Origin of the sequence: Tropicibacter alexandrii (assembly GCF_003667315.2) — a bacterium.
Taxonomy (GTDB): domain Bacteria; phylum Pseudomonadota; class Alphaproteobacteria; order Rhodobacterales; family Rhodobacteraceae; genus Tropicibacter; species Tropicibacter alexandrii.
Genome location: NZ_RCTZ02000025.1, coordinates 45,691 through 71,644, shown reverse-complemented (window position 1 = coordinate 71,644; position 25,954 = coordinate 45,691). Strand labels below are relative to the sequence as shown.

At 60.1% G+C, this 25,954-nt stretch carries 22 protein-coding genes; 14 read left to right on the top strand and 8 right to left on the bottom strand.

Going from position 1 to position 25,954, the window contains the following annotated elements; translation table 11 throughout:
- Window positions 1–191: 191 nt before the first annotated feature.
- The 5 genes from D8Z78_RS21500 (at window position 192) to D8Z78_RS21480 (ending at window position 7,464) form a co-directional block, all read left to right on the top strand.
- Window positions 192–4,448: a strawberry notch family protein gene (locus D8Z78_RS21500; RefSeq protein ID WP_121632716.1), complete on the top strand. Its 4,257-nt coding sequence runs from the start codon at window positions 192–194 to the stop codon at window positions 4,446–4,448.
- A 96-nt stretch (window positions 4,449–4,544) separates the two neighbouring features.
- Window positions 4,545–5,054, top strand: a complete 510-nt coding sequence (locus D8Z78_RS25390) for a hypothetical protein (protein ID WP_206169722.1) — start codon at window positions 4,545–4,547, stop codon at window positions 5,052–5,054.
- A 117-nt stretch (window positions 5,055–5,171) separates the two neighbouring features.
- Window positions 5,172–5,897, top strand: coding sequence for a DUF736 family protein (locus tag D8Z78_RS21490; protein WP_121632714.1), 726 nt, complete (start codon window positions 5,172–5,174; stop codon window positions 5,895–5,897).
- Between the two features lie 699 nt (window positions 5,898–6,596).
- Window positions 6,597–7,085, top strand: coding sequence for a DUF6878 family protein (locus tag D8Z78_RS21485; protein ID WP_121632712.1), 489 nt, complete (start codon window positions 6,597–6,599; stop codon window positions 7,083–7,085).
- Window positions 7,086–7,095: 10 nt separating this feature from the next.
- A complete protein-coding gene (locus D8Z78_RS21480) occupies window positions 7,096–7,464 on the top strand; it encodes a DUF6915 family protein (protein ID WP_121632711.1) in 369 nt (122 codons plus the stop codon).
- Window positions 7,465–7,521: 57 nt separating this feature from the next.
- Here the strand turns inward: D8Z78_RS21480 and D8Z78_RS21475 are convergent, their stop codons facing one another.
- Window positions 7,522–7,854: a type II toxin-antitoxin system RelE/ParE family toxin gene (locus D8Z78_RS21475; RefSeq protein WP_121632709.1), complete on the bottom strand. Its 333-nt coding sequence runs from the start codon at window positions 7,852–7,854 to the stop codon at window positions 7,522–7,524.
- The gene (locus D8Z78_RS21470) at window positions 7,854–8,129 is read right to left on the bottom strand and encodes a hypothetical protein (RefSeq protein WP_121632708.1); all 276 of its coding nucleotides are present in this window, start codon (window positions 8,127–8,129) and stop codon (window positions 7,854–7,856) included. Before D8Z78_RS21470 ends, D8Z78_RS21475 begins: the two co-directional genes overlap by 1 nt.
- Before the next feature lie 631 nt (window positions 8,130–8,760).
- Here D8Z78_RS21470 and D8Z78_RS21465 point away from each other — a divergent pair.
- The 6 genes from D8Z78_RS21465 (at window position 8,761) to D8Z78_RS21440 (ending at window position 16,528) form a co-directional block, all read left to right on the top strand.
- The gene (locus D8Z78_RS21465; RefSeq protein WP_121632706.1) at window positions 8,761–9,690 is read left to right on the top strand and encodes a DUF2493 domain-containing protein; all 930 of its coding nucleotides are present in this window, start codon (window positions 8,761–8,763) and stop codon (window positions 9,688–9,690) included.
- A 174-nt stretch (window positions 9,691–9,864) separates the two neighbouring features.
- Window positions 9,865–10,941 carry an SH3 domain-containing protein gene (locus D8Z78_RS25385; RefSeq protein ID WP_121632704.1) on the top strand — a complete coding sequence of 359 codons (1,077 nt, stop codon included), beginning with the start codon at window positions 9,865–9,867 and terminating at the stop codon, window positions 10,939–10,941.
- A 358-nt stretch (window positions 10,942–11,299) separates the two neighbouring features.
- Entirely contained in the window at window positions 11,300–11,506 is a 207-nt protein-coding gene (locus D8Z78_RS21455; RefSeq protein ID WP_076626064.1) for a hypothetical protein, read from the top strand.
- A gap of 564 nt (window positions 11,507–12,070) precedes the next feature.
- On the top strand, window positions 12,071–12,664 hold the full coding sequence (locus D8Z78_RS21450; RefSeq protein ID WP_121632703.1) for a transposase: 594 nt from the start codon (window positions 12,071–12,073) through the stop codon (window positions 12,662–12,664).
- Window positions 12,651–14,513, top strand: coding sequence for a relaxase/mobilization nuclease domain-containing protein (locus D8Z78_RS21445; RefSeq protein ID WP_121632701.1), 1,863 nt, complete (start codon window positions 12,651–12,653; stop codon window positions 14,511–14,513). Before D8Z78_RS21450 ends, D8Z78_RS21445 begins: the two co-directional genes overlap by 14 nt.
- Window positions 14,514–14,521: 8 nt before the next feature.
- Window positions 14,522–16,528 (top strand): type IV secretory system conjugative DNA transfer family protein, encoded by a 2,007-nt coding sequence (locus tag D8Z78_RS21440; protein WP_121632720.1) that lies wholly within the window; start codon window positions 14,522–14,524, stop codon window positions 16,526–16,528.
- 80 nt (window positions 16,529–16,608) lie between these two features.
- Here D8Z78_RS21440 and map read toward each other — a convergent pair whose 3' ends face one another.
- The gene (gene map, locus D8Z78_RS21435; protein ID WP_121632699.1) at window positions 16,609–17,463 is read right to left on the bottom strand and encodes a type I methionyl aminopeptidase; all 855 of its coding nucleotides are present in this window, start codon (window positions 17,461–17,463) and stop codon (window positions 16,609–16,611) included.
- A gap of 85 nt (window positions 17,464–17,548) precedes the next feature.
- On the opposite strand from map, the gene D8Z78_RS21430 reads away from it, so the two are divergent.
- From D8Z78_RS21430 to D8Z78_RS21420, 3 genes are all read left to right on the top strand, one after another.
- Window positions 17,549–17,755: a ParD-like family protein gene (locus D8Z78_RS21430; RefSeq protein WP_121632698.1), complete on the top strand. Its 207-nt coding sequence runs from the start codon at window positions 17,549–17,551 to the stop codon at window positions 17,753–17,755.
- A gap of 95 nt (window positions 17,756–17,850) precedes the next feature.
- Window positions 17,851–19,202, top strand: a protein-coding gene (locus tag D8Z78_RS21425; RefSeq protein ID WP_121632696.1) for an IS3 family transposase whose coding sequence is annotated in 2 segments (ribosomal slippage) — window positions 17,851–18,187 and window positions 18,187–19,202 — 1,353 coding nt in all. Because the reading frame shifts where the segments join, the coding sequence is not laid out codon by codon here.
- Between the two features lie 549 nt (window positions 19,203–19,751).
- Window positions 19,752–20,603: an IclR family transcriptional regulator gene (locus tag D8Z78_RS21420; RefSeq protein ID WP_121632694.1), complete on the top strand. Its 852-nt coding sequence runs from the start codon at window positions 19,752–19,754 to the stop codon at window positions 20,601–20,603.
- Between the two features lie 70 nt (window positions 20,604–20,673).
- Here the strand turns inward: D8Z78_RS21420 and D8Z78_RS21415 are convergent, their stop codons facing one another.
- The 5 genes from D8Z78_RS21415 to dctP all read right to left on the bottom strand — a co-directional run bounded on the left by D8Z78_RS21415 (window position 20,674) and on the right by dctP (window position 25,900).
- Complete coding sequence (locus tag D8Z78_RS21415) at window positions 20,674–21,255, bottom strand: cysteine dioxygenase family protein (RefSeq protein WP_121632693.1); 582 nt, start codon at window positions 21,253–21,255, stop codon at window positions 20,674–20,676.
- Window positions 21,256–21,437: 182 nt separating this feature from the next.
- On the bottom strand, window positions 21,438–22,928 hold the full coding sequence (locus D8Z78_RS21410; RefSeq protein WP_205964893.1) for an aldehyde dehydrogenase: 1,491 nt from the start codon (window positions 22,926–22,928) through the stop codon (window positions 21,438–21,440).
- A 98-nt stretch (window positions 22,929–23,026) separates the two neighbouring features.
- On the bottom strand, window positions 23,027–24,337 hold the full coding sequence (locus tag D8Z78_RS21405; protein WP_121632691.1) for a TRAP transporter large permease: 1,311 nt from the start codon (window positions 24,335–24,337) through the stop codon (window positions 23,027–23,029).
- Window positions 24,334–24,858 carry a TRAP transporter small permease gene (locus tag D8Z78_RS21400; RefSeq protein WP_100161603.1) on the bottom strand — a complete coding sequence of 175 codons (525 nt, stop codon included), beginning with the start codon at window positions 24,856–24,858 and terminating at the stop codon, window positions 24,334–24,336. The genes D8Z78_RS21405 and D8Z78_RS21400 overlap by 4 nt, the downstream gene beginning before the upstream one ends.
- Before the next feature lie 70 nt (window positions 24,859–24,928).
- Window positions 24,929–25,900, bottom strand: coding sequence for a TRAP transporter substrate-binding protein DctP (gene dctP, locus D8Z78_RS21395; protein ID WP_164933053.1), 972 nt, complete (start codon window positions 25,898–25,900; stop codon window positions 24,929–24,931).
- Window positions 25,901–25,954: the final 54 nt, after the last annotated feature.

Sequence of the window (25,954 nt, the reverse complement as noted above, 5' to 3'; positions counted from 1 at the left end):
TACAACGAAGAGCTCACGGCTAAAATAGCCGCTGAGTGACGAACTCCAACGTCTCCGGTAAACCCGGACTGGTTCATAACCGCCGCCAGCGTCGTCATCTGTCCTGCCTTGAGCCGCCTCCGCGCATTTGAAAGCGCAGAGGCGGCTTTCTGTCCTGTCGGACCCGCAACCTGACTCAAAGGACAGACGACATGGACAACCGAAACCCGGAACTCACACCCAATTTCCCATCGAAACCACAGCTTCTGCAGGCTCTGCCGCTGATCGGCAGCGAGCTTGAAAAGCAACCGCTCAAGAGCTCATCGCTGGCGCGGATCATGCGCGAGATCTTCGGCGGCAGCGATGCCGGCGGCGCGTGGTCCTGGCGCATGGCCTATGACCTGATGCAGGCCGCCGCGGTGATGCAGATTGTGCGGGACAGCGGTTTGGACGCGCTTGCGATGGCCAGATTGCTCGCGTCACGGCTCCTGACGGAGACCCGGCGCTCCGAGCAGCAAATCCGCCTGCAGCAATTTTCCACCCCGCTGGCCTATGCAGCCCTGGTCACGTGTGCCGCTGCCATCCGCCCCGGCGAGACCTTCCTCGAACCCTCGGCCGGCACCGGCGCACTGGCCGGTTTTGCAGTTTGTGCGGGCGGCAAGCCGATGCTTAACGAGATCGATCCCTTCCGCCGGGCGCTTCTCGAGGCGGTGTTCGGGAGCGAGGTGACCGATTTTGACGCCGAGCATATCGACGATCTCCTGACGGTGTCTGACCCCCCCGGTGTCATCGTGATGAATCCGCCTTTCGCCTCCTCGGTCGACCGGTCGCGGGACAGGCATATCGCGGCCAAGCACCTGATCGGCGCCGCCAAGCGCCTGGCGCCCGGCGGGCGTCTCGTGGCGATCATGCCGATGGGATTTTCGCCAGAACGTGACGCGGCGCATTGGGCGCGGGCCTCAGCCATCGCAAAGCCTCGCCTCGCGCTCACGATCCCCGGCCACGTTTACCGCAAACTCGGCACCACGGTGGAAACCCAGCTCATGGTCTTCGACAAGGTGCACGAGGAGGTCGAATTCGTCCGCGCGGTTGTCGATGATCTGGATGCAGCGCGGCGCATCGTCGATGACGTCGCCGCGACCCGACCGGCTGCCCATCTTGTCCAGGCCAGTGCGCAGGCACGGCGTGGGTCGCGCCGGGTCGGTCTCCCTATTGCACGCGAGCGCCCAATCGCCCAGGCGGCATCTGCCAAACCCAAATCGCATGCCGCCATCCCGCTGGCCTTCACCTGCCTCGCCACCCCACGCGAGAATACCCCCGTCTCGGACATCTATGCCCGTTATCGTCCGCAGCGGATCGAGATCGTGGGTGCCCAGGAACACCCGACCCCGCTGGTCGAGAGCATCGCCATGGCCTCGGTGGCGCCGCCTGTGCCGTCGAGCGAAGCCGCCTCGGAGCTGCGGCTGCCCGGCCGCCTGATCGAGGGGGGTCATCTCTCAGAGGCCCAACTCGAGACCATCCTCATGGCGAATGATGCCCACGCGCGTGACCTGCCGGGCCGGTTCACCATCGACGACGACCAGACCCGGATGACCCGCGCGGACGATGATTCAGATGCACGCGCCTATCGCCTCGGCTATTTCCTCGGCGACGGCACTGGCTGCGGTAAAGGCCGGGAATGCGCCGGGCTGATCCTGGTCAATTGGCTTGCGGGTCGTCGCAAGGCGGTCTGGATCTCCAAATCCGCCACGCTCATCGAGGACGCAATCCGCGACTGGACCGATCTCGGCGGCTCGCCCGCCGACATCCAGCCCCTCTCGAAATGGAAGCCAGATCAACCCATTCCGATGGAAGACGGCATCCTCTTCGTAACCTATGCGACGCTGCGCTCCGCGGGAAAATGCGGCACGACCCGGCTCAGCCAGGTTCTCGACTGGATGGGCGCAGACTTCGACGGCGTTCTGGCTTTTGATGAGGCCCACGCCATGCAGAATGCCGCCGGGTCCGACGCGGGCAGGGGGGTCAAACCCTCCCAGCAGGGCCTGGCCGGACTGCGCCTGCAGCTCGCCTCGCCGCGCGCTCGGGTCTTTTACGTCTCGGCAACCGGGGCCACTAGCGTTCAGAACCTGGCCTATGCCTCCCGGCTCGGGCTCTGGGGCCAGGGGTCCGAATATCCCTTCCTGAGCCGCGAGAGCTTTGTCTCAGCGATGGAGGCCGGCGGGGTGGCGGCGATGGAAGTCGTGGCCCGCGATCTGAAGACCCTCGGGTTCTACACGGCGCGGGCGCTCAGTTTCGATGGCGTCGAGTATGATGTGCTCGAACATGCGCTCACGCCGGCCCAGATCGAGATTTACGACGCCTATGCCAGCGCCTTCCGGACGATTCATCACAATCTCGAGGCGGCGCTGACCGCGACCGGTGTCAACGATGCCTCCGGCCAGACCAATGCGTCGGCCGCCAAGGCCTCAGCCAAGTCGCGCTTCGAGAGCACAAAGCAGCGCTTCTTCAATCACCTCCTGATGGGCATGAAAGCCCCGACCGTCATCCGCGCCATTGAAGAGGATGTTGCGGACGGTTATGCCTGTGTCGTCCAAGTGGTCTCGACGGGCGAGAGCCTGTTGAAACGCCGGCTCGAGGCGATGGACCCCGAAGACGATCTGGTCGAGGGCGCGTTGACGCCTCGGGATTATGTGCTTTCCTACCTCGAACAGGCTTTCCCGATCCATGCCCAGAAACTCGTGGAAATCGACGGCAATGTCGTGGCCGAGCCGCTGCGGGATGCCAATGGCGCCCTGCTCGTCTCCCGCGAAGCCGAGGCCTTGCGCGATGAGGCAATGATGGAGCTGATGTCCCTTGCGCCGATCCCTTCTGCGCTCGACCAGATCCTCTGGGCCTTCGGGGATGAGGCCGTGGCCGAAGTAACCGGGCGCTCCATTCGACCCCTGAAATCCAGCGATGGCGCGCTTTTCATCGAGAAACGATCCGCCACCAGCAATTCCTCGGAAACCCGGGCCTTCATGGAGGGCGAGAAGGATATCCTAATCTTCTCCGATGCCGGCGGGACGGGCCGGTCTTATCACGCCGCCCAGACGGCGAAGAACCAGAAGCGGCGGCGGCACTATCTGCTGGAGCCCGGCTGGCGCGCCGATGCGGCAATCCAGGGGCTAGGACGCACGCATCGTTCGGCTCAAGTGTCAGCACCCTTCTTCCGGGTCTGCACTTCGGATGTGCATGGCGAAAAGCGCTTCACCTCCACCATCGCCCGGCGGCTCGATCAGCTGGGGGCGCTCACCAAGGGCCAGCGCGAGACCGGCTCGCAGGGCATGTTCCGCGAGGAGGACAATCTCGAGAGCCCGATCGCAAGGGGTGCGCTGCGCGGCTATTACGCCGACCTGGCCGCCGGGCGTGCCGGGGCCATGAGCTATGAGAAGTTCTGCGATTGGACCGCCTTGCGGCTGATCGACCAGGACGGCGTGCTGCTCGAAGAGCTTCCACCAATCCAACGCTTCCTGAACCGGGTGCTGGCGCTGCCCATCCACATGCAGAACGCGCTCTTCGCCGAGTTCATGAGCCGGATCGCCGATCAGACCGAGCGGGCGCGGGCGGCTGGCACGCTCGATCTCGGCGTCGAGACGTTGCGTGGCGAGAGGATCGAACAGGTCTCGGTGGAAGACCTCTGGACCTGTCCGCGCTCCGGAGCGGTGACCCGGATCATCGGGCTCGAAGTGACGGACCCAGTGCATGTGCTCTCGGCAGAAGAAGCTTTGGACCGGAACCCCGACAAGACTGCGATGATCAACAGCGCCTCGGGACGTGCGGCGCTGATCTCCTCGCGTCCGATGCAGATGTATGACGAGGAGATCGTCACGCTCATGCGCAAGGTGACCCGCCCGAGCGGGTCCACCTATGTCGAGGAAGGGAAATTCCAGGCCTCCGCCTGGGAAGAGATCGAGCCGTCCGAGTTCCGCCGCCTCTGGGACGAGGAGGCCAACAGCCTGCCGAAGGTGACGACGACGAAGCTTTACCTGCTGACCGGGCTGCTGCTGCCGATCTGGAAGGACATCCCCTCGGGCAACGAGCGCATCTACCGGGTCACGCCAGAGGGGCAGGGGAGCATGATCGGTCGCACCGTCAGCGAGGACGGCGCCGCGGCCTTGCGTGCGCGGTTCATGGTCGGCACCCCGAAAACCTCGCAGGACATGCTGACGGCCGCGCTCGGATCCACCGCGCCGGTCGATCTGGGCCGGGGTCTCACGCTCACCCGCCGCCGCGTCGCGGGCGCGGCCCGCCTCGAGATCGACGGGGCCGATAGGGGTGCCATCGAGGGTCTGAAGGCGGTCGGGTGTTTCACCGAGATCATCGCCTTCCAGCTTCGGGTCTTCGTGCCGCACGGGGAGGGCGTCGATACCGCCGCGATCTTGTCTCGGATCACCGGCGCCCAAACTGGCGCGTCGCAGGAAGCCGCCTGACACGCGTCGGCTCGAATGGGTTCAGATTCCAAACCGACCATTCCACGGGCCAGATCGATTGATCGGGCCCGTGGGCATTCCCACTTTTTCCGTCCCATGGAGATCAATATGAACATCGCAGAGATCAAATCCGCCGTGGATGCTGGACACTCCGTGCACTGGTCAAATGAAGGCTACCGTGTCCACCGGGATGCGCTTGGCCAATACCTGATCACCTATTTGCCCAATGGCAATTCGACCGGCCTCACGGACCGAAGCGGCACAACGCTGAATGGGGACGAGGCGTTATTCTTTGTCGCCCGCCCTGATCTGGGTGTCACCGTCCATTGCAGTGCTTGTGGCAGCGAAGACGTCCTGCGGGATTGCTGGGCCAGCTGGAATGCTGAGTTGCAGTCATGGGAAAGCACCGACCTGCAGGACCACGCTTTTTGCCGCGCCTGTGATGGGGAGGCAATACTGATAAAGCGTCCCATCCGGGACTACGGCGCGGCGTCCGGGTTCAGCAGTACCGGATGCGATCCTGTCCGAGCCATTGCTGAAACAGGGCAGGGGACGGGTGCGCGTGGGGAGGTCGCAGACACCGATCCGGGCGGTGCCGCGGGTTGAGCGGTGGGGGAGAAAGGAAAGAAGGCCATTTGGTTTGGTGATCCCATGAGGGGTCGAAAAGCAATCCCGGGTGCTCTGGCAAAAAGTCAGGCACCGGAAAACCCAAGGAGAAGACCCATGTTCGCAGGAACCCTGACCAAGAATGCCGAAACCGCAACTGCCGTCTATTCCGGCATGATCCATTCTGCGCGGTTCGATATCGCGATCCAGCTCGAGGCGCGCACCAAGATGTCCGAGCGCAGCCCCGACTTTGACGTGACGGCTGTGAACAAATCCGGGCGCAAGGTGCGTATCGGAACGGCCTGGAGTGAGACCGGCAATACCAGTGGTAACCCTTATATCTCGATGCAGATTGATGTTGGCCTCGGCCCGTTCCGCGTCAACGCGGTGCAGACCAAAGAAGCACGCGAGGCCGAGAGCGGCGCGTTTGAAATCATCCCGCTGGTCTCGAACGGCACGATGAAGTCCGGTTCGATCTCAGGCGAACTGACCGCGATGGATGCCGACAACGCCTTTGCCGGATACATCGCCAATATGATGTTCGATCTCGACTTCATGTTGATCGAGAACGAATTCAAGACCGAGGAAACCCATCCCGACTACCGGATTGAGGTCTCTTCGCCCCGGGGCCACCCAATCCGGATGGGCTCCGCCTGGATGGCCAAGAGCAACCGGACCGGGAATGACTATGTCTCGCTCCTCATCAACACGCCCGATGGCGATCTACGGGTCAACGCCGTGCAGAACGAAGAACAGCGGGGCGGTCAGACCTTCTCGATCATCCCCTTCGTAGACAGCGGCGAGCAGGCGCAGGAGACGGGAGGTCTTTCACTGGTCGCCTGATCGATCAGAGGTAAGATCGTTACCGGACAGGAGCCGCGTAAACGCTGCTCCCATTCCCCAACTCGAGGCAGTCGCCGCGACACAGAGCGCGCCCAATTTCTGAACAATAGTATACGATATGCGCAAGAATGTAGCATTGCATGGCATGCATAGCTGCATTGCAGCGAATTACCTTGTTGCGACGCAGCATTCTTCCTACATTTTTCTTGAAGGCTAGACCTCCTCTCCTCCTCCCTGGGGGTCGAACCGGAGTTCTGCGCTGCACCTCCTCCCGCAGCGTGGACGCAAGAAATCAGGCGTCATCTCACCTCCCGAGATGGCGCCTTTTTCGTTCCGTCTTTGGACGATCTGACCAGGCGAAAATCCTATTGGCCTAAGCGTTATTGGGCCCTGCCACGCCCGAAGGACGTGGCACCGCGCTGTAGGCTGCGCCCGCAGCCCGACCGATCCGTTCTCCCTTTGGCCAGTAGCGCTGTCACATGTCTCTTACGAGCCAGGTGCGATCGCGGCCAAATGGTCGTCCGGAACTGCCGCTCTGCGCCCATTCGGGTGACAGTCGCTTGGCAGGGACCCGCCACAACGCGTCACATAACCCAGTTGGCGAGGAAAAGAGTGAAAGCGGGCTTGTGGCAGGTTGAGCCTGCCGGGTGAGAGAGCGTCGGTGGGTTCATCCCTTACCCGCTCTCCGGGAGAACTCCCATGACCGATACCAACAACACCCCGGGTCAGACTTTTGATATGTCCGCCTCGATGCAACGCAATCACGCCGATCGCCAGCGCTACGAGGCATTGTCTGCAAGCATCCGCCCCGCCAACAAGAAGGCGCTCTTCGATGTCCTCGCGGCAGCAGATATCGCGCAGGTTATCGTTACCTTCGATGGCTATGGCGATAGCGGCCAGATCGAAGACGTCTCAGCCCTATCAGGCGGAAAGAATGTTGACCTGCCCAAGGGGCAGATTTCCCTCTCGCGCGCGAGTTGGGGGACCGAGGAAGTGACCGAACACAGCATGACCATCGAAGAGGCGGTCGAACAGCTGGCTTATGACTTCCTTGCCGAGACCCATCCCGGCTGGGAGAACAATGACGGTGCCTATGGCGAGTTCACCTTCGATGTGAAATCTCGCGTGATCACGCTCGATCACAACGAGCGCTACACCGCCACTGAATCCTACGAACATACATTTTGAGGAGGCGGCAATGGCACATCCCTACCACCATTCCCTGTCCTCGGTGAAGAAATGGGGCGGCGAGGTCGATGACTACTTGGCGCTCCACAGCTGGTTTGATGCGAGCAAGGAGATTACCGCAGATTTCCGCCATCGTGCGCTTCGTCATCATGCCGAAGGCATATTCATGGCCGAGACAATCTTTGGGCCCACGCTCACCCTATCGAACGGTCGGGTGATCCCGACCCGCTGGGTCGGTGAACAGCATGTGCGTGAGGATCTGGGGTTCATCCCGAGTTTCGCCGATTGGGTCAAGGCGATCCGGCCTGAGCCCTGGATGGGGCGCACGCAAAAGATCGAGGCGGCGGTCGACCCGTTCGTTGCTACTGCCGTGAGCTGACATTTGGCTTTCGTCATCATGAGGCCGCGTGGTGTTTCGGTGCAAGGTGGCGAAAGCTTACTCGGAGAAGACCTTTCTGGCAGAAGCCAGCCGCATCCAATCGCGCCCGCCGAAAGCAACCACGGCGAGATAGATTATCCCGGCCTCGACATCCGGCCTAAACACGACGGTTAGCCGATACCCGGAGCCGCCGTGCCGCACGATCCAGCCGTCCAGCTTTCCGCCTAGACGCATGCCCGAGGTCGGATTTTCTTCAATGGCTTGAAGCATGGCATCGATCTCGTCGAGCCGCCGCAGCGCTGCCGCTGTATCGCCTTGGGTGACCTCGACGATGTGGTCGACGATCCCAATAAGATCCCGCTCGAAGAACGGGTGCCGGACGAAGCGCATCAGGTCTTGCGGGAAATCGCGGCCAGATGGGCGCGCGCACCTGTGGTGACTTGCGAAGCCTCACCAACCGGTTCCCATTGATCGAGCGGTAGGGACAGTCGCCGTTCCAATTCGGCTTCGAGAACGGACTGCTCACGTTGACGCTCCGCCTTGGCCTTCGCCAATTCACCCGACACTGCCGCACTCATATTGGGGTATTCCCCTGCCTCAACCAACTCTTTGGCGAAGGCATAGGCGGTATCGGTGAAACTGACGGTCTGTTTTTGAACACTCATGACGGGCCTCTCGGTGTTCCAACAGACTACCGGATTGAGCGTTTCCTGACAAGAGCTGAGGTGCGGGCGACTGGCTGGGAGGTCAATGCCTCACGGCCTCCCCCGCTCGGCTTCGCTTGTCGCAGGGGAGAACGGCCCTTCGGCCCGTCGCGCATTCGGCCATGCGGCCTCACCGCGGCGTTGCACCCGGCATCCCGGTTTGCCCGTCTCGCGAGCACGTCGCTCCTTGGCCGCTCCGCCGGATTGCGCTCTGGTCTGTTTTGCGGCGCAAAACGATCCCGCCGCTTCATCCGTCTTCCGCGTCCGGTCGCGCCGCTTGCCTGCTCGTTTGGGCAAACCTACCGTCAAACCACACACACATGAGTGCGGAAGCATATCCTCCGGATGGCCCCCAAATCAGCCCGCGTCAAGGATCGCAAAACTTTTCGGCGAGGGCAGCGGGGGTGGAGAGAGCGGTCAAATGTTCGATGACGTGCTTGTGGCAAGTGATGCGCCCGGAAAACTTTTGCGCCCGGCAAGCCGGCGGCTGCGCCGTCCCTGACCCGGGCAGATTCGGTGAACCAGATTTTCGGCCATGCCACCACACTCCCGTGGTGAGCCAAGCAATCCCGAACATCTGGAGATATGAACAATGGCTTACGACCAAGCAAACACCTACGAGACCATCGAACTATTTGGCCTGACAGAAAAAGGCGCTGAGCTGCCGTTCCCGGAAGACAACATTCTGAAGGACTGCGTCGTCCGCGAAACATTTGAGGCCCTCCTCGGCCAGTTGCGGAACACTGGGCTGGAAGCAGAGATCGAACCGCTCGCCCACGGGCTCGCCACCATCCTGCAGCGGCGCAAGGTCGCCCTCGGTAAGGAAATGGACCGCACAGCCGACAAGATTGGCGCTCTGGTAAAGTCCCATGACGGATCGGAGATCGCCGAAACCGCCCTGGAAGAGGCGCAGACCCTCTTCCTGCACCTGCGCGAGATCGTGAGCGCCATCGAGACGATGAGCGAGGCGGCGGCGGAATGCTACGAAGTCGAGACCGGTCACGCGTTTATCCCGGCGGCAGGGTCACGTGCGAGCGCACGGGCGCAAGAAACAGGGGCTGTCTTCGAAGCGCGGCAGCTGCTGGAGCAGCATGATCGCGAGACAGCGGCCAAGTCGAAAGTCGAAGGCGTGCCCCTGATCGTCTCGGGGGCGACCGACTGGACAGATATCGATGTCATCTTCTCGACGCTCGACAAGGTTCGCGAGCGGATCCGTCAGAACCGCAACCAGGAGATATTCCTCTGCCACAAAGGCGGCAAGCATGGCGCCGAGATGATTGCGGCCAGGTGGGCGCGCGCTCGAGGTGTCGCGCAGGCGCGCTTCGATCCCCGCTGGTCCGCGCATGGTCGTGCCGCTCCGTTCAAATGCAACGACGAGATGCTAGACGACAAGTTCGCCGCAACCGGGGTCGTCCTCTTCGGCGGCAACGGGGTCGCGCTGAACCTCGGGCAGAAGGCGGAAGCAAAAGGACTGACTGTGATGCGGGTTGCGGACCCGACAAAGAAGACAGCAGATGAGTGAATAGGAGAGGGTCGCCTTCGGGCGGCCCTTTCGTCGTTTCACGCCGGTGTTTCCCGGCCATAGACTTCGCGATCAGTTTCAAATGTAAGTATGTCAAATAGATCTCGATCTTTTACGCCGTTGTCTCAGATGACATTTGTTGCGCAGGATACAATTTCGTAGGTTCTTCATCCGATGCCCTTTTCCCCGGAACGCACCAAAGAGATTCAATCGCGCATCGACGCCCGATTGCAGTCGGGCAGGGCGAGCGAATGGGAAATGTCGTTTCTGACAAACATGGCAGAACGGTTTCAGCGTTATGGGACCAAGACGCACCTGAGTAAGGCGCAGTATGCGAGCTTGCACAAAATCTTGAAGTTGGAGAGAGAGCAGCCGGACCGAACCCCATCAACAAACAGCAACCGCCCCGTCACTCCTGCACCAAAGCGTAGCTCCAAGCCCTATCAGGCGCGACCCCGCCCTGTCTCCGTGACCCGTGCAATCACTGCACCTCGGCGCGCCGTGCGTCGGGCGCAGCGGAAAATAATGGTCCCATTGATTGTGATTGTCGCGTTCATTGCGGTGGTTGGATCACTGTTTGATGCCTCGTCATCAAGGTCGCCATCCAACCGCCCAACTGTAGTTTCTACCCCGGAGCCTTCCGGTGTCACTTACGTCTATGTGACAGGCACGCGCGTGAACCAACGTTCCGGTCCGTCTACGTCGAACACGGTGATGGGGGTTTTGACCGAAGGTGCGCGCGTTGAAGAACTGCGCGATGAAGGCCAGTGGACACAAATTCGATCAGCTTTGGGAACGGGCTGGGTGTCATCCAGCTACCTGACTGGCAATTCGCCTGCTGTGGTCCAACCTACCCCTCAGGGCAGAAGCCTTCGGGTCAGTGATGTCCGGGTCATTGATGGAGATACGGTCGACATCCGGGGCATGACCGCGAATGTTCGTCTTGTCGGGTTTAACGCGCCAGAAACGTGGCGACCGTCCTGCACCGCAGAACGTCAGATCGGGGAACGTCCCACTGTCAGGCTGGGCCAGTTGGTGCGGGGCGCGGCGTCGATAGAATTCCAGCGCGTGCCATGCGCTTGTCAGCCCGGAACGGAAGGTACCGACCGGTGCAACTTCGGGCGGTTCTGCGGCTCGCTGTATGTCGACGGACAAGATGTCGGGCGCATCTTAATTGCCGAAGGATTGGCCGAGCCATTTCGATGCGGTCGCACAAGTTGCCCTCCACGGCCCCAGCCCTGGTGCAGGTAACATCGGTTCCCACTCACTTCAGCGAAATTCACCACTCAAAGCTGAAGATAACCTATCGCATTGGCTGGGCGACACGGACGATGCCCAAAGCGCGATAAAGAAGTTCGTCCACAGCTTTCGTAGAGCAAACTCGACAGAAACAATGGCGTCGAGTTTTTCGCCTGCTCACCCGGGTCTCTCCTTTTTGCTCATAGATGTGGATCGCACGGGGTCGGGCCGTCCGTCCCCTCCGCTCACACTCCGGCAAACACAAATACGGTTTCCACGCGCGGGGCGCGCGGACCCTCCGCATTTGCATTTGCGGCCGCCCCTTGTCCCCCGTGCCGGTCGATCCCCATCGCAAAAAGGAGAGACCCAAATGACCAACCACTACGTCGCCACCGTTCCCGTCAAGTTCACCGACAACGACGGCAACGAACGCACCCGGTTCCAGCGCGTCGGCGCAATGTTTCGCAACACACGCAACGGGGACGGCTCGGAGTTCTTCAGCCTCAAGCTCGACTTCCCGGTCGCAGTCCAGGAGCTGGTGATGTTCCCGCCAAGCGCGAAAGAACCGCAGGAGTAATCCTCTCACGAGGATGGGCCGCCACGAGGCGGCCCTTTCCCTGTTTCAGGGAAGGCTGCGCCAGCCCCTGAGATCCCTGACTGCGGCCCGTGTCTCCGGGAAGAAGCCAGGACCGCAAGCGGTCCTGCTGAGGATCAAAGACAGTGGTTGGAACAGGACTGCCGGCCAGCCTCAAGGGGGCCATCCGGAATAACAGTCGGGCTGACGCCCGCCGGTTTTTCCGGCAGAGATTTGGCGGGCCAAATCTGGCCGCCCTTGACCCTGTCCGTCAGTCCCGTCGGTGAAGAGATGCGCCGCCCCTCGCTTCTGTCCGAACACGATTGGTGTTCGGACAGAACCTCGGGCGCGGGCATTGGGAAGGTCGGTCGGAGTGCGGGTGGAGAGGGGGTGAATTATTTGGCCCTTCGGGCGGGGCCTCGCACCTGAGGTGCTCGGCCTGAAGCGGAATACGAGGCCGCGTATAGTTGAAACCCAAACATATAACATTGACACATTGGTATAGTTTCGTAATGTAGGTGTGCGGCCTCGTATGAAGGTGGCAGGAAATAGGGGGGCTTTCTTCGCATGACCCGGACCAAGAGACTGACAGACGTGGAACGGGCGGAGATTGTTCGTGAGGCCGGAGAAGGAGTGGGGACCTCGGAGCTCGCGGAGCGGTTCGGGGTCACGCCGCGGGCCATCCAGTACACGTTGAAGGCGGACGAAGAACGCCAGCGGGATGCAGCCGTGGCGACCTCTGCCGTGACCGTGAAACTGACCTCTGAAGAACTTGAGGCACTCGATGAGGTTCTGGCGTTGGCGGGGATCGAGACCCGCACAGAGGGGCTGAGACGACTCATACAGGCGGCAGGGGGAACCTTCGTTCCGGACGTCCAACTGGCGGGAGAGATGGCGCGCTACCGGGCCTCTTTGCATGAGGTCGGAAATGGCGTCGTTCAGATCGCCAAGCAGATGACCAAAGCCAACCAAATGGGGCAGGGGAGTGAAGGAGGTGCGGAGGCTGAGTTCTCCGAATTGCGCCTTGCCCAGATGCGTGGGCTGGCGCGATTCATTCTCGATTCCGCGGACGAGATCGACCTTCTCCTGCGTCGCCGCCGGGACGCCATGCAACTCACCGCCACCGCCGCTCTGAGGGAGTTTGCCCATGCGGCTGAATGATGCCGTCCATGATGTCACCGGAGAGATCTTCCGGGACGGTTGGAGCCGCATCCGGGGCTCCATGCATGGGCTGCAGGCGGCCCGGCAGAAGCAGCTCGTGCGGGCCGCCGCCGGTCACCGTGCAGCGGTCTTCAAGGCGATCCGCGGCGGTGGCACCCACACGAAATCCCAGCTCGCAAACCAGCTCGATTACCTGACCACGAAGTCCTCCCATATCGTCGATTCAAGCGGGTTCCTGGATGGGAAGACGAAGCTGGAGGGATCGGAGATCAAGGACCTGACAGAGCGGTTCGTCAAGCGCTGGAGTGCGGGGTTCAAACCCAAGCTCGGACAAACGACCCATATGCTCATGTCTTATCCGATCGGTACGCGCGGCGAGGATGTGCGTGACATCACCGCCAATGTGGCGGAGCGGTTTTTCCAGACGGATGAGGGGCATTTCGACTACATCATCGCGGTGCATGAGGACCGTGATCATCCCCACGCCCATATAGTATTGAACCGGCGGTCCCAGGAGGGGGAGTTCTTCTTTCTGGGGCGCGACCACCGGTTCAACTACGACGATTTCCGCCTCGCCATGGTCGAGGAAGCCGAGAAGTTCGGGGTGCGTCTGGAGGCCACGCGGCGGCTCGATCGGGGCGTCGTGCATTATCCGCCGCGCACTCGCGAGGTCTATGCCGCGAAGGACGAGGGGCGGGCTGCGGAACCACGGCCACGGGTCGGGGCAGACTTGGACCGCGCCCTCGAAGAGATCGCCAACACCAGGATCATCTATCACTCCCTTGCCGCCGAGGCCTCTGCGGACAACCGCGAGGACATCGCCAATGCGCTCTTCCGGTCCGGAGAGCTTTTGGCCAAGGGCGGCAAGCTGAATTTGGAAGGAGGGGTCTACATGGCCGAGGAGCAATCGTTCGAGGATCTGAGGACCCGTTATGCCGATCAAGTGGCGCGGGTTCAGGGCATGATAGCCGAGAAGCCTGAAACCGAACGGCCGAGGCTCGAGCGCAGCCTCAACGAAATCCAGTCGCGGCTCGCCCATATGCAGCCCTTGGGATTGCGTTCGGTGACGCTCACTGAAAAGCCATCCGATGGCGGGGTCTATTCCGAGGTCAATATCGACCGGGATCAACTGGAGAGGCTGCGGGACCCGGAGGTTCGGGCGCAGGTCGATACCGCGCTGCGCGGGACCGGGATCAGTTCGTCCGTCGTGGTTGCCCGGATGGAGACCGGCGCACAGAATGCCGCGCTAGAGCGTCAGTGGATCGCGGACGATCTGGCGCGCGTGGCCGAGAAGGATGGTCTCAATCTGGAGCGCCGCGCGGACCTGGAGACCGCGCGCGAGACCCTCAACCGGGCCCATGTGCAGCTTGGGATCGCGCTCGAGCTCCACCAGGTGCTGCGCCAGGACGGCGTGATTGATGAGGCGCGGGAGGAGCAGCTTAACGAGCGTGGCGAACATTTGGTCGAAGAACGAGACACCGAAACGGCTGAAGCCGCGCCGATTGCCGATGCCGATCTCCGGCGGGTCATTGATCACGAACGCGCAGGCAACCTGCACTCGCCATTCCAGGATGACGGTCAGCGCCTGGCCTATCGCGACGCCGTCGAGCGGGAGCTTGATGACGCCCAGATCGAGCGGCTGCGGGACGGGGATGCTGACGTGTTGAAAGACCGGATCGAGGACCGTCTCGACCGGCTCTATGCGGCCAAGACCTATCTGCAATCGGATGAAGCCACAGCAAACAGTGAAGCGACGCGTGCCGTGGTCGAGGAGATCGCCGACCGGGAATACGACCTCCACCGCGCAGATCTGGTTGATGGTGAGAGTGAACGCGGGGAGACCCATTGATGGGAGGCATGGGAAAGGGCCGTCTCGCTCTCGGCGTGGTGCTGGTCTCGCTGGTTGCCATCGCCATCGGTTATGTGATCGCCTCGGCCGTTTTGACGTTTCGCGACCTGGGCTTCAAGGCCGAGATCGACTTCTTCTACATCGCGCAGAACTACCGGGCCATTGGCGCGGTTCGTCCAGACGATTTCCGGCTGATCAATATGATCATGGGCGCGGCTGGGGTGGTGGGCCTCATGATGAGCCTTGCGATATCGGGCTCCGCGCTCACCCGCTTCGGGTACACCCATTGGCAGACCCGCCGTGAGATGAAAAAGAATGGCTTCTTTGGTAAGCCGGGTACGGGCTTTGTGATCGGTAAGCTCGGAAAGCCGGGCTCTCGCGCGCCATTCCTCTGTTCCAAGACCTTTCCCCATGCCCTGATCGTGGCCCCGACTGGACGCGGCAAGACGACCGGCTTTGTCATTCCGAACCTACTGACGTGGCAAGGATCGGCCGTCGTACTCGATGTGAAGGGCGAATGCTTCGAGGCCTCCGCGCGCCACAGGGCGGCGCAGGGCGACACGGTCTATCGTTTTGCGCCGACCGATTGGGAGGACAAGCGCACGCATCGCTACAACCCGCTCCTTCGGATCTATGAACTCAAAGACCCCGCACGCCAGCAGATGGAGTTGCAGCTCCTGGCCACGCTTTTCCTGCAAAACGACAACGACCGGGTGCAGGGGCTCCTGAAAGGAGGCATTGATCTCTTCGTTGCCGCCGGACTACTGGCTTTCCAGCGCCGTCGGCCAACCCTCGGCGAGATTTACCGTATCGCCGCCTCGGGCGGGAACAAGCAGAAGGAATATCTGGCGCGCTCCCATGAGGTGAACAACGCGTCCGCAAGGCTGATCTTCACGCGGCTGGCCTCCACCAACAATGACACGCTGACCTCCTATGTTTCGCTCCTGATGACCTCGGGTCTCGATCAGTGGCAGAACCCGGCGATCGATGACGCGACGGCAGTGTCGGATTTCGACTTCCGGACAATCCGCAAGAAGCCCTTCAGCGTCTATCTCGTCGTCCAACCGCTCATGGTGAAACCCCTGGCGCCACTGATCCGGCTCTTCTTCTCAGACCTTCTCTCGGCGTTGCAGGACAAAGACCCCGGCCCCGATGAACCCTGGCCGGTCATGATCATGCTTGATGAATTCAACCGCCTTGGGAAGATGCCGATCGTGGCCGAGAGTATCGAGGTGCTGCGGCACTATCGCGGGCATCTCGCTGTGGTCACCCAGACCATCCCCGCCATCGATGAGATCTACGGGGAAAACACGCGGCGGGCATTGCAGGGCAACGCGGGCATCAAGCTCTACCTAACGCCATCTGATGAGAAGACCGTCGAAGAGTTGAGCAAGGCGGTTGGAAAAACCACCAAAACCGTGGTCACACGCTCCCGCGCGGTTGGGAAGAACCCCTTCGAGGGGCGGAGCCAGTCCGAGCGGACGGAAGAGGTCTCGCTTTTGCCAGAGGACGAGGCGCGGCGGCTGCCTCTTGATGAGATCGTCGTTGTCGTCGATGCGCAGATGCCAGTGCGCGCCAAGCGGGTGGTCTACTACGAGGATCCGTTCTTCAAAGGTATCCACGCGGCGCAGGAGGGGGAGTTACCGTTTCCTATAAGTCCAGTTCCTCCGATGGGTACGCTGCCCCTCAGCGTTCAGGCAATGCCAACGGCGCCGCGCGGGTCAGGTCTAACAGAGCGTGATTTTGAGGCCAGGATGGGGATAAAGGAGCCTGGTGGGAACGTCACCATCGACCCACGACCGGCCGGTGAGGTCGGGCGGGTCCGTGCTGCAGTCCTCGCTGAGGATCAACGCCAGTTCGAGATGGATTTTGAAGGCCAGCCGGAGCTTGAGGTTGAAGCCGCGAACGAGGAAGAGGTTGGTCAGGTTCAGGATGCGCTAAGCGATCTGGAACGTTTGGAGGGGGAGATGTCGGCTGGGGCGACTACGAGCGATGGAATGGCAATGAGCAGGTGAACTGCCGTTCGACTAGGGCGCTGTGAATGGCCGGTGTCGAGCCTATATCTAACGGATGCTGTGCTGCTAACGAACTTCGGTTATTCCGTTGATGAAATGATCTGGACGCCCGGCGTTTGTAGCCCTTTGGTTGAACTGGTGAATATCTCAAATCCAGTGGCTGTCACGCCAATCGAATGCTCGAACTGAGCGGACAATGATTTGTCGCGTGTCACTGCCGTCCAGTCATCTGCCAGCACTTTCACATCGCCGCGCCCCAGATTGATCATGGGCTCAACTGTAAAGATCATGCCCTTGCGCAACTCCAACCCCTCATTCGCTTTGCCAAAGTTCAGAATATTGGGGGAGTCGTGAAAAACTTGCCCAATCCCATGGCCGCAGAAATCTTTTACAACCGAACAGCGTTGTGATTGGGCGTAGGACTCGATGGCATGGCCGATGTCGCCCAGTCGCGCGCCTGGGCGCACGACCTCAATCCCGCGCATCATCGCTTGATGAGCGATTTGGATCAGGCGCTCTGCCGCCCGCTTTGGTTTGCCCGCAGTATACATCCGGCTGGAATCGCCATACCAGCCATCACAAATCAGCGTCACATCCACGTTGACAATGTCGCCATCCCTAAGCCTCTTCTCGTTGGGAAAACCGTGGCACACAACATGATTTACCGACGTGCAACAGGCATATTCATACCCCTTGTAGCCAAGGGTTGCAGGCTTTGCATCGTGCGCTGACGCGAAATCCAGCACAAATGTGTTGATCTCAGACAGTGGCAGGCCGGGACGGACCAAATCGGCCACACCATCCAGACAAGCGGCAGTCAGCGCACCGGCGCGCCGCATCCCCTCGAAGGCATCCGGGCCATAAAGCTTGATGCGTTCTGTCCTGCGCGCGTCTTTCGCGGCAGGTGCCACAGGCACATTTACATAGCTGTTCATCCGGCATCCCACCTCTATACTCGACTTAGACAGTGGTTAAACGAATCGTATACATTTCGTATATTGATAGCTTGGAGGCGCTTCAATGGGTATCGTAAAGATTGGAGACGAACTGCACGAAGACATCCGCAAGGCGAGCACGGCTATGTGCCGATCGATCAATGGGCAGGCTGAATTCTGGATAAAGATCGGGATGCTGGCCGAAACAAACGCCGATCTCAGTTTCAACCAAATTATCGCACAACAGCTCAAGGCCGCTGACGTAAAGGTGCCAGAAGTGGACGCGGCATAAGCAGCCTTTTTGTCTGACGTCAGCGCCAATGGGACAGTTTAGGGTGATTTGATAAGAGAGGGTTTCTGGCACATCGTAACCACCAAGGAGTGGAGATGAGACAGAAACCCGGAACCAAGCGGAGCCACGGCGAGAAAGTTGTTAAGGACATTCGCCGTGCTACCCGCAAGCAGTATTCAGCGGAAGAGAAGATCAGGATTGTGCTGGACGGCCTGAAGGGCGAGGACAGCATTGCCGAGCTGTGCCGCCGCGAGGGCATTGCGCAGAGTCTGTATTACAGCTGGTCCAAGGAATTCCTTGAGGCTGGGAAGAAGCGCCTGGCGGGCGATACAGCGCGGGCGGCGACCTCGACCGAGGTCAAAGATTTGCGCCGTGAGGCGCGCGATCTGAAGGAAGTTGTGGCCGAGCAGGCGCTGGAGCTGCGTCTTCTCAAAAAAAGCATGATCGCGGATGGGGACGACGACGAATGAGATATCCCGCATCTGAGAAACTGGAGATCATTCGCCTCGTCGAAGGGTCGCATCTCCCAACGAAACGAACCCTGGACAAGCTGGGTATCCCCAGGACCACCTTCTACCGCTGGTATGAGCGATATCAGACTGGCGGTCCTGAGGCGCTTGAGGACCGCAGCCCCAAGCCGTCACGGGTCTGGAACCGCATTCCCGAGCCGGTGCGCGAGAAGATCAAGGACCTGGCCCTGAAGGAATGCGATCTGTCGCCCCGCGAATTGGCCGTGCAGTTCACTGATACGGAAAAGTATTTTGTATCAGAGGCTTCGGTCTATCGCATCCTTAAGTCCTACGACCTGATCACCAGCCCGGCCTATGTGGTGGTGTCCGCAGCCGACGAGTTCCGGGACAAGACGACCCGGCCAAACCAACTCTGGCAGACCGATTTTACTTATCTCAAGGTCATCGGCTGGGGGTGGTTCTATCTCAGCACGATCCTGGACGATTACAGTCGCTACATCATTGCCTGGAAGCTTTGCACGACGATGAAAACAGGCGACGTGACCGACACGCTGGACCTGGCACTGCAAGCTTCGGGTTGTGATCAGGCGACGGTTCTGCACAAGCCAAGACTGCTGAGTGATAACGGGTCGAGCTACATCTCCGGCGAACTGGCCGATTGGCTGGAGGATCAGCAGATGGATCATGTCCGAGGCGCCCCGTATCACCCACAAACTCAGGGGAAGATTGAGCGCTGGCACCAGACCCTGAAGAACCGCATCTTGCTGGAAAACTACTTCCTCCCGGGCGATCTCAGGCGACAGATCGATGCCTTTGTCGATCATTACAACCACCGGCGCTACCACGAGAGCCTGCAAAACCTCACCCCGGCCGATGTCTACTTCGGCCGCGGCCAGGCCATTCTGAAACAACGCGAAAGGATCAAACGAAAGACCATCGAAACGCGACGCTTGCTTCATGGCAAATCCGCCGCATAATCAAAACAACCAGATGAGCCAGACCCTCTCTTAGATCAGGCAGCCATCTGTCCCAAAATCCCTGACGACGGACACGAGGGTATCCTCGACCATATCCATTTTTCTCCTCCCTTGCTTCCGCGCTTTTCGCGCTATCTCATTATCTTTGCGACAAGATTTCCAACCGCGGGCACTATTAGTCAACGCATTCAGTTGGGCAGACACTTGCTTTTCACATATGTGAAATTCTTGAACTCCGTGTTATCGCTTGCGATCAAGTCTCCACTGTCCTGGTACGTCTACCTCTGCATCGAGGTCAAAACCGTCTCTAGTAGCGCCCGGAAATTACATAGATGTCTAATATTAAGATCGCCTACATCCATAAGCAAATCCCTATTGATTTCACTGCACCTGAATAGGTGTTTACAATTGGATGCAATTTCCGATTCTGGGTCGTGCTCCCCCGGTGAAGAACGCGTCTGTCTTGTTCGACACCCGCCCTCCGCACTGCGAAGCAAGTGGGACGTATTCCCGCGTGCCACGCTGCTCGATATTGACAAAAAAGGTTAGATGTCTAATATCAATGGGCATTATTGCATATTGGCTCACGCGTACGGCGCCGACCGGGGTGTGGTGGAGAGGTCGGGGATGGCGAAAGGTCTGGTCAAGTCCGCGGAGCGAGTATTCCTCATTTTGGAGTTCTTCTCGGAGACGCGGCGGCCGTGTCGATTGAGCGAAATCGCGACTAACCTTGGCCTACCCGTTTCGAGCGTCAGCATGTTACTTCAGTGCATGGTAGAAAAGGGGTACATGGACTTTGACAGCAAGACCTATGGTTACATGCCAAGCGGCCGGATTGGGCATCTGACCTCTTGGATCGGTGCGGGCGACTATGAGCAGCATCTGGTGCTAGACGAGATGTGGCGGCTTCGGGAAGCCACGCAGGAATCCGTCGTTTTAGCCACACCGATCGGCATTTATCTTGAATACGTGGAAACAGTGCAAGGCTCGGAAAGCATCCGGATGAAACGTGGCACGCGGCGCTTGTTGGTGCAGACCGGCACTGGTTGGTTATTCCTGTCGCGCATAGGCGAAGACGAAGCTCTGTCGATCTACTGGCAGACCGTGGCTGCCGAGTTGCTGGATCGCAGTAAGTTCAGTGAAACCCAGTTTCTCCAGAAACTCGCCAGCCATCGCGACACGGACCTGTCGTTCGTACATGCGCGAGAACTGGTATCTCCGACTGCACATTGGGGAGCTGCCATGCTTTCGATGCTCATTCCGATTCCGCCAGGACACCGAAAACTCGCAATTGGTGCACACGGGCTCTCCGAAAGGCTGACGGAAAAACAAGATCAAATCTCGGCCGAACTAACCCGGATTTCGCAAACCCTCACGGACCACGTCCAACAGCTACACTGACTAAGGGGACTACCGCGCCGCGACTTTGGTCTGTCCGCCCCCAATAAGAGGGCGGACCGTTTGATCATTGTTAGAGTTCATATGGGATCTGAACAGGACCCTTGGTCTTGTTGATCTTGCCCGAGTCTGCCTCGTAGAAATTCTGAAGGAAGTCACCGACGCGGTGATCGCGGAAGATGATTCCGACGACCGGCTCTTCGCCGGTATGCTCGACGTGAATTTCGTAAGGGCGAACGAAATCGATGTAACCCGGCTCGACGTCATGTTCCCCCAGTACCTTCAGATCCGCCTGTTCTTCGCTGCTGCCGTCATCCGCGCGCTCATAGCGGATAACCTTCTCTTTCCCTCTGAGCACGCCGTACATCGTCCAGACGTGGCCGTGATCGTGAACGGGGGTGCTTTCCCCAGGTTTTTTTAGAAGCGAATTCAGAACGAAACCATAATCAGGATCTTCGTAGAACAGGAGGTTCTCAATATACCCGCGTTCTGGTTCGTTTCGGAATGGCCAAGTCTTGGAAACCTCGCGCAATTCCTCATCCTGAAGCAGTTTTTCGAGATGAGGCTGAATTTCCTTGAAACGCTCTTCTGGCGTGTCGACGCGGGAATAGATATCGCGAACTTCGCGAATGAAATCTTCTGCAGCTGGCAACATGGATGTGCTCCTCCTATTGGATCAGGGCCGGTGGCGGAAGGGGTTCCGATATCGCTACCCGCCCAAGGCAAGACTATTTTTGAGCCCTGATCCAAACAACATGCATCACGCGGGCCGTTGCAGTTTACACATATATGAAAAGCTTGAAGGCCACCGGGTCATCTGTGAACCTGGACAGGCCATCATTGCATCACAAAGGGATTCTTGGTTTCTGCCTCGTAGGAGAGCCAGACCGATTTGGTTTCCAGGTATTGCTCAATCGCCTCGATCCCGTTCTCGCGTCCGAAACCGGATTTCTTGACCCCGCCGAAGGGCATCATCACGCTAGCCGCCCGGTAGGTATTGACCCAGACCGTTCCCGCGCGAAGCCGTCGTGGCGCCACCGTCGCGCGCTTGATGCTGGAGGTCCAGACGCCGGCGGCCAAACCATATTCGGTATCGTTGGCAATGGCATAGGCCTCCTCGTCTTCCGAGAACGGGATAACCGAGACTACGGGACCGAAGACCTCCTCCTGCGCGATGCGCATGTCGTTGCGAACATCTGCGAAGACTGTGGGTTCGATGAACCACCCGTTGCCGCACTCGGGTCGGACTGCTGGGCCACCGCCGAGAGCACAGCGAGCGCCCTCCTCCTTGGCGATGTCGATGTAGGACAGGATGCGGTCAAACTGGGGTTGCGTCGTGACCGGACCGACTTGTGTCGTCAGCTCCATCGGATCTCCCATCTGCGCGGTTCTGGCTGAAGTGACGAACCGTTCCAGGTAGGCGTCATAGATGCCTTCATGTACCAACAGCCGCGACCCGGCGATGCAGGTCTGTCCGGTAGCGGCAAAGATCCCGGCGATCCCGCCCGAGACAGCAGCCGCAAGATCGGCGTCGGGGAACACGATCTGAGCGGATTTCCCGCCAAGTTCCAAGGTTAGCCGTTTGAAGTCGGCCGACGCATTTTCCATGATCTTTCGTCCGGCGCCCTCGCCCCCGGTGAAGGCGACCTTGGCTACTTTTGGGTGGCTGGTCAACGGATCGCCAACCTCCTTGCCGAAGCCGGTAACCACGTTGAAGACCCCCTCTGGGAAGCCTGCCTCACGCACGAGTGCCGCGAATTGCAGGGCGGAGGCCGAAGTGTATTCCGACGGTTTCAGCACAAAAGTACAGCCCGCCGCCAGCGCCGGGGCCAATTTCCACATCATCAGCATGAGTGGGGAGTTCCAAGGAACGATAGCGGCAACGACCCCCACAGGTTCCCGTAGTGTGTAGGTGAACATGTCCGGCCGGTCGATCGGCACGACTGAACCGGTGACCTTGTCTGCGAGGCCAGCATAAAAGTACAACCATTGTGGCAGAAAACTGACCTGACCGCGGACCTCCGCCAACAACTTGCCGTTGTCGCGCACTTCCACTGTCGCCAACTTGTCCGCATCTCGCTGGATTAGCTCCGCCAGTTTGCGCATCAACGCGCCGCGCTGCGTCGGCGGCATCTGCCCCCAGGGCCCGGAATAGAGCGCATCATGCGCCGCATCCACGGCGGCGTCGACATCCCGCGCATCGCACTTCGGGATCTTGGCCCAAGGCTCCCCGGAATAGGGGTTATAGCTTTCAAAGGTTTCCTTCGTGGCGCTGTCGCGCCACTCGTTGCCGATAAATATCTGATACTTTTCCAGGTCGTTTTCCATGTAGAGCTTCTCCCTCTTGTCGGTTTTTACATCGGGGGACCGGAAGCTGGTGCGCTCGAGACACTCGGTCGCCGGTCCATGTCCTCGGGGCCGCCGCCCTAGAGCTTCGACGGCAGATACGTCGTCAGGCCCGGCGCCACAGCAAGAATGATCATCCCAAGTATGAACAGGGCAACGAACGGCCAAGCTGCAGCGAACACGGTGGAAAGCGATCCCTCGCTCCATGCGCTTTTCAGGGCGAATAGTGTGTAGCCGAACGGCGGGGTTATCCCTCCAACCGTGATGTTCACTAGGAACAGAAGCCAGAACCAGATCGGGTCGTAGCCGAAGCTATCTATGATCGGTAGGTAGATCGGAATGACAATCAACATCAAAGCGATTTGGTCAATGAACATGCACAGGATGAATGGAAGAACCATCAGGAGCACCAGCATAAGCCAAGGGGAGACATCCAGTCCCACGATCCACGCGGTGAGTGCCGAGGCGCCACCGGAAAAGGCCAAAAGTTGACTGAACAACTTCGAACTGGCCATGATGATCAGGATCATCGCCGAAATCTTCACCGACCCGCCTAGGGACTCGAGAACCATCTTCACTGAAAGATTGCGATAGATCGCGGCTGTCATAAGCGCGCCCAGAACGCCCATCGCGCCGGCCTCCGTCGGAGTGGCAACTCCGGCGAGTATCAACCCCATGACGGAGACGATGATGATAGTGAACGGCAAGAGACGCGCAACTGCGATCAGGGCGTCCTTGAACTCGACCCGGCGCGTCGCCTCGTCATTTTGCGGAGCCAGAGACGGATTGCGCCATATACGCAGGAAAACATAGGTCGTGAACAGCCCCGCGAATATCAGTCCAGGGATGATCCCCGCGATCAGCAACCCGGCGATGGATACCCCGGCGAGCGTGCCGATGATGATGACGAGTACGCTAGGCGGGATTAGCGGAGCGAGGCTGGCGCCGGCCAGGATCGTGCCGACCGACAGCCGCGCGTCATAGCCGCGCGCGATCATTCCTGGCAGAAGCGAGCGACCCAACATAGCCGCCACTCCCATTGCCGCGCCGGAGAGCGTGCTGAAGACAGTCGCAAGGACGATGGAGAGTACATACTGGCGTCCGGGCACCCGTCCAATCAACGTGTCTATCGACTGAAACAACACATCGACCGCGCGGCTTCGGAACAGGAGTTCCCCCATTAGGATGAATAGCGGGATCGTCACTAGGGTGGAGTTCGTGGCGGTCTCGTAGAAACTGCCGGAAAACATCCCGAAGCCAGCAGGTCCCAAAACCAGCAGCGTGGCGCCCATGTTCACCGTCAGGAAGGCGACAAAGACAGGCATACCAGCGGCCATGAACAGGAGCAGAAGCCCGACTCCGGCAAGTACGGCGGGAATACCCTCGATCATATCGTTGCCTGCGTCTCTTGATGGGATTTGCCGCTGAAGGCGAGCCTTAGAAAGGCGAGGCCGGCATTCAACATTCCGAACACGAGGAAGGCGAACAAGATCCATTTGGGAAACCGCACGCTGGTGAGTGTGGCCGTACCCCGGTCCATCAACCGCAGCGTTTCGTCCAGGAAGATGTAGCTGGCCCAGAGGCAGACGGCGGCACCTAACACAAACCCTAGGCGCCGCATGAAATCGGAGGCGCGCCGTCCGAGCACGTTGAGCAGGATCGGAACGGACACGTTACCGTCAATCCGCGTTACGTGCGGCAGGACTAGAAAGATCGAGATAAGTAGCAGGAACGACACGAAGTCGCTGGCCCACTTGGTCGGCGCGCCCATCAGATAGCGCGAGAAGACCTCATAGGAAAAAATCATCACGATCAGGCCCAGGGCCCCAGCCCCTAGCCAGTAGCTCAAAGTGACCAACGCATCGTGAGCCCACAAGAGCGCTCGGCCCAGGCGGCGCAAAACCACTCTCATCCCTGTCTCCGTACCCGATTGGAACTCTGTGGGGCCGCCCCGAGACCGGGGCGACTACCGGGGAGGATCATCATTCGCCGATCCCGGCGGTTTCGGCGATCTCGCGCATCTGCGCGATCTCGTCGGGATTCACGGTCGCAGCCAGATCCATGACCCCGTTATACCAGGCGCTCTTGAGGTTGGCGACGACATCATCCTCGAACCGGGTCTCTTGCATCCCCTCGGCGACGAGGGTCTCTTCCTCGGTGCCCGCGAGGCCGTCGAAGGTCGCCGAGGCTTCAACCTCGTAGGCACGTGCGGCGGTTTCGATCTCGGTGCGGGTCTGTTCATCCAGCGCGTTCCACGCGTCGAGGTTCATCAAGAGCATATGCCCGACCTGACCGAAGGTCGGCCGCACGAAGTAGCTCGACACCTCGAACCAGCGGTAGTTGACCGCGCCCACTGCCGGCCAGGCCGCGCCGTCGACCACGCCACGTTCGAGAGCCGGATAGATATCCCCGCCCGGTAACACCACCGGGGAACCGCCAAGCGCTTCGATCACCGGATGATAGAGAGGGGTGCCCCGGATGCGCCGGCCGGTAAGCCCGTCGCCGGTCAGGGGCTCCTTCAGGATCATGTGGAAACCGTTGGTATCGTAGAAGATCGCGATGAGCTTCAACCCGGCTTTCTGGTATTCCTGATCGACGAAGTCCCACATGCCCGACTCGTGGATCGTACCAATGTCGCCGCTTAGAGAATCGAGCGCCATGCCGAGCGCGATATCATTGTAGTGATATCCGCCATTGGTATAGAGCATGTCGAACAGGCCCTGGGTCACCGGGTTCAGCTGTTCGAACGGCGGGATCGTCTCGGGCCCGAACCGCGACAGGCCGAGCTCGGCGGTCGTCTCCGCCTCCAGGTATTCCATGAACGGGTCCAGCACCTCGCCGACGGCGGCGTAGCTCTGGTCCCAGCTCGCCAGGATCTTGGTATCCGCCACCGCAGCGGTCGCCAGCGGCATTAGTGCTATGGATGCGGCAAGACTACGCAATAGTTTGTTCATTCTCTTTCCTCCTCTGTTTTCCGGCCGCCTCCCGGCACCCTGCCCGGGCATCGC

Coding starts and splice junctions, on each gene's coding strand:
- D8Z78_RS21500 (WP_121632716.1), top strand. CDS start 192: ATGGACAACCGAAACCCGGAACTCACACCCAATTTCCCATCGAAACCA.
- D8Z78_RS25390 (WP_206169722.1), top strand. CDS start 4,545: ATGGAGATCAATATGAACATCGCAGAGATCAAATCCGCCGTGGATGCT.
- D8Z78_RS21490 (WP_121632714.1), top strand. CDS start 5,172: ATGTTCGCAGGAACCCTGACCAAGAATGCCGAAACCGCAACTGCCGTC.
- D8Z78_RS21485 (WP_121632712.1), top strand. CDS start 6,597: ATGACCGATACCAACAACACCCCGGGTCAGACTTTTGATATGTCCGCC.
- D8Z78_RS21480 (WP_121632711.1), top strand. CDS start 7,096: ATGGCACATCCCTACCACCATTCCCTGTCCTCGGTGAAGAAATGGGGC.
- D8Z78_RS21475 (WP_121632709.1), bottom strand. CDS start 7,854: ATGCGCTTCGTCCGGCACCCGTTCTTCGAGCGGGATCTTATTGGGATC.
- D8Z78_RS21470 (WP_121632708.1), bottom strand. CDS start 8,129: ATGAGTGTTCAAAAACAGACCGTCAGTTTCACCGATACCGCCTATGCC.
- D8Z78_RS21465 (WP_121632706.1), top strand. CDS start 8,761: ATGGCTTACGACCAAGCAAACACCTACGAGACCATCGAACTATTTGGC.
- D8Z78_RS25385 (WP_121632704.1), top strand. CDS start 9,865: ATGCCCTTTTCCCCGGAACGCACCAAAGAGATTCAATCGCGCATCGAC.
- D8Z78_RS21455 (WP_076626064.1), top strand. CDS start 11,300: ATGACCAACCACTACGTCGCCACCGTTCCCGTCAAGTTCACCGACAAC.
- D8Z78_RS21450 (WP_121632703.1), top strand. CDS start 12,071: ATGACCCGGACCAAGAGACTGACAGACGTGGAACGGGCGGAGATTGTT.
- D8Z78_RS21445 (WP_121632701.1), top strand. CDS start 12,651: ATGCGGCTGAATGATGCCGTCCATGATGTCACCGGAGAGATCTTCCGG.
- D8Z78_RS21440 (WP_121632720.1), top strand. CDS start 14,522: ATGGGAAAGGGCCGTCTCGCTCTCGGCGTGGTGCTGGTCTCGCTGGTT.
- map (WP_121632699.1), bottom strand. CDS start 17,463: ATGAACAGCTATGTAAATGTGCCTGTGGCACCTGCCGCGAAAGACGCG.
- D8Z78_RS21430 (WP_121632698.1), top strand. CDS start 17,549: ATGGGTATCGTAAAGATTGGAGACGAACTGCACGAAGACATCCGCAAG.
- D8Z78_RS21420 (WP_121632694.1), top strand. CDS start 19,752: ATGTCTAATATCAATGGGCATTATTGCATATTGGCTCACGCGTACGGC.
- D8Z78_RS21415 (WP_121632693.1), bottom strand. CDS start 21,255: ATGTTGCCAGCTGCAGAAGATTTCATTCGCGAAGTTCGCGATATCTAT.
- D8Z78_RS21410 (WP_205964893.1), bottom strand. CDS start 22,928: ATGGAAAACGACCTGGAAAAGTATCAGATATTTATCGGCAACGAGTGG.
- D8Z78_RS21405 (WP_121632691.1), bottom strand. CDS start 24,337: ATGATCGAGGGTATTCCCGCCGTACTTGCCGGAGTCGGGCTTCTGCTC.
- D8Z78_RS21400 (WP_100161603.1), bottom strand. CDS start 24,858: ATGAGAGTGGTTTTGCGCCGCCTGGGCCGAGCGCTCTTGTGGGCTCAC.
- dctP (WP_164933053.1), bottom strand. CDS start 25,900: ATGAACAAACTATTGCGTAGTCTTGCCGCATCCATAGCACTAATGCCG.